Raw genomic sequence first — 2873 nt, 5'->3', positions numbered from 1 at the left:
TCGGCGAGAGGCCGGGGGAAAGAAGCTCTTCAATTGTGTCCATTCGGTCATGGTCAGGTCCGTTGGATAAACTCGCGGCAGTGTATTCATCCCTCAAGCTTACCAATCCCTTTTTCAAAACACTCTTTTAGGCTCCACAGCGCAACTTGTTGCCTCACCACCAGCGGCACGCGCGGGCGAGCAGCCCGCACCAGTGAGTTACGACGCTGGCCCGCCCACGATTGATGACCCCGCGAGTATGGAACGTAAGCTTGTCGGTGGCTCGCTCCGCAATCGTGTCTCAACGCGAGCGAAGCGGCGACTGGAGGTTGCTGTCAAAGCTGGAGACCTACGCTTCTTGTCGGTACCAATTATGGTGGGACACTACGAGCAGGATCCAATCGCGGGTCCTCAAGCCCTCATCGACCGCGAACTGCTCGATGGTGCATTGAGTGAGCGCTACAGCCTGGGCCTCTACTCTGGTCAGTGTGGTACTGCTGTGGTTGTGCTGCGCGCCCCGAACGATTTCGAGCGTGCCCGAGGCACCCTGAGGGGGGCGATCGTCACTGGCCTGGGCCAATACGACGGCGCCTTGAGTTTGCAAACCTTGACCGAGTCAGTCCGCACAGGCGTACTGCGTTATCTGCTCCAGGTGGTCGATGTGTTGGGCGAATCTGAGCGCGACCTCTCGCTTGCGACATTGTTGATCGGCTACAACTCTTCGGCGAACCTCGCCGTGAGTGCATCAGTTGAGGCCTTGGTGACAGGGGTGATGGAGGCGAATGCGAAATTCAATGAAGCCGCGCGCCTGAACATCCGCGTTGCCAATCTTGATATCGTCGAGCTGTATCTCGACACGGCGATCACTGCAGTCTACGCCTTGCGTGAACTCCAACCGCGCTTGGCTGACCGTGCGGCAAGTCTGAAGACGACCCTGGTAATCCATCCCGAACTCAAAGCGGGCGATGGCTTGCGCCAACGGTTGTTCGACGATCGTAATTCGAGCTATTGGCCACGTCTGATTGTCACCGATGCCGACCGTAACGATGCGGAATGCCCGCCAGAGTGTGATGAGCAGCGATCTGTGAGCGGTGACACTGCGGTGGCAAAGGGAAGTGGCGTGTCACTCGCTACGGCTCCGCGTCCGAGTACACGCTTGGCTGACCGCTTGCGGTTCCTCTACTTAGGGCAACGGGCGCGGGCTGAGTCAGTGATGCAACAGCGTCAGCCTGGGCTCATTGAGTCGCTGGTCCGGCAGCAGATACACGTCAAGAATTGGCAGGCGGACTTTGGGCGTACGCTCTTCCAATTGATGGTGCCGCCGGATTTCAAAGATGCGGCACGCCAGCTTGAGCGACTCGTCCTGGTGGTTGATAACGCCACTGCTAACCTGCCGTGGGAGTTGATGCTGGCTGATGATCCAATGCGGCACGACAGCGACAAACGTCCACTCGCGATACGGACGGCGGTGGTTCGGCAATTGTCATCCACTCGCTTCCGCAGTCAGGTGCGTCAGGTCGTTGGGCGCAAAGCTATGGAGATTGGCAATCCGTCGGTCGAGGGGTTCGCCGACAGTTTTGTCAGTCCGACTGCAGCTCCGCTCAAACAGCCAGCGAATCTTCCTGCTGCTGAGGCGGAAGCAATTGCTGTTGTCACTCTACTCAGAAGCCTAGGGTATGAGGCTGATCTACCGGTCATCGGGAATGAACGTAAGGCCAATGAGGTGCTTGCCGCATTGTATCGCCAACCGTACCGCATCCTGCATATCTCTGCCCATGGTGTGTACAACCTGCTTCATATCGACGGTCGCATCCGCAGTGGGGTCGTGTTGTCAGACGGGCTGCTCATTACTGCTGCGGAAATCAGGGCCATGGAACTGGTGCCAGAACTGGTCTTCTTAAGTTGCTGCCATCTCGGTCAGGTGGACATGGGGCGTAACGGGAATCTCTTAGCTGCGAGTATCGCGCGCGAACTGATTGAGATCGGCGTGCGTTGTGTGATTGTGGCGGGTTGGGAGGTAACCGACCAATACGCGCAAGTATTCGGACAGGTTTTTTACGAGCAGTTACTCCAGCATGGCTGCTCTTTTGGTGAGGCCGTCCATAAAGCGCGGGTCGCTCTCTGGAAGGAGCACCCGGAAGATATCACCTGGGGAGCGTTCCAAGCCTATGGCGATGCGGGCTGGCGTGCTGAGCCGCGCACTGATGGGTTTAGGAGAAACGGTGATGCCTTGTATGCGTCGCCAGAAGAATTGCTGGACGACTTGGCGAAGATCCGCGTGGAACAGTCACGCAAGAATGATCGTCCGACCGAGCGTGACGTGCGTGCGAGGATCAATGCGATCAATCACAGACTCAAGAAACGCTGTCCCGCTGGTTGGTTAGAATTACCACCGGTACAGTCGGCACTGGGAGCGACCTGGCTGGCTCTGGGGCAGTTCGCCGAGGCCCGCAAAACGTATCTGCGTGCCATCCAGGCTGCAGATGATGCGGGTCGCGTGCCGATTCGCGATATCGAGCAGTTGGCCAATATTGAGGCACGCCTAGGTGAGAAACTTGCGGATAAGGAAAGTGAAGGAGAGGGAGCCCCGGCTCCCGAGACCACACCGCAAGAGAGACCGCTTGAGCTGATTGACCTCGCGCTGAAACGCTTAGACGCTCTGGATCAGGTAGCGATAACCCCCCTTGGTTTGGACCAAATCGCTTTAGTCCCTAACCCTGAGCGGAGCGCGCTACGCGGTAGTGCCTTCAAACGCAAGGCCGCAGTCTAGGCATGGGCAAGAATTAAGTTACCGATTAAGAGCGAGGAAGAAGCGTATAGTTCCAATCGCCATGAAACTTACCGGGTTTGATATTGAGCGCTTGAAACTCATCGTCGGAGACCTGTAGGCCTTT

General features: G+C 57.4%; 1 protein-coding gene. It reads left to right on the top strand.

Annotation, left to right across the window (positions count from 1 at the left end; translation table 11 throughout):
* Nucleotides 1–193 precede the first annotated feature (193 nt).
* Nucleotides 194–2749: a CHAT domain-containing protein gene (locus FJ147_28165; protein MBM4259759.1), complete on the top strand. Its 2556-nt coding sequence runs from the start codon at nucleotides 194–196 to the stop codon at nucleotides 2747–2749.
* The last annotated feature ends 124 nt before the right edge of the window (nucleotides 2750–2873 follow it).

The sequence above is a fragment of the Deltaproteobacteria bacterium genome, from assembly GCA_016874775.1.
GTDB lineage: Bacteria > Desulfobacterota > Binatia > Bin18 > Bin18 > VGTJ01.
This window is presented reverse-complemented; position numbering and strand designations above follow the sequence as displayed.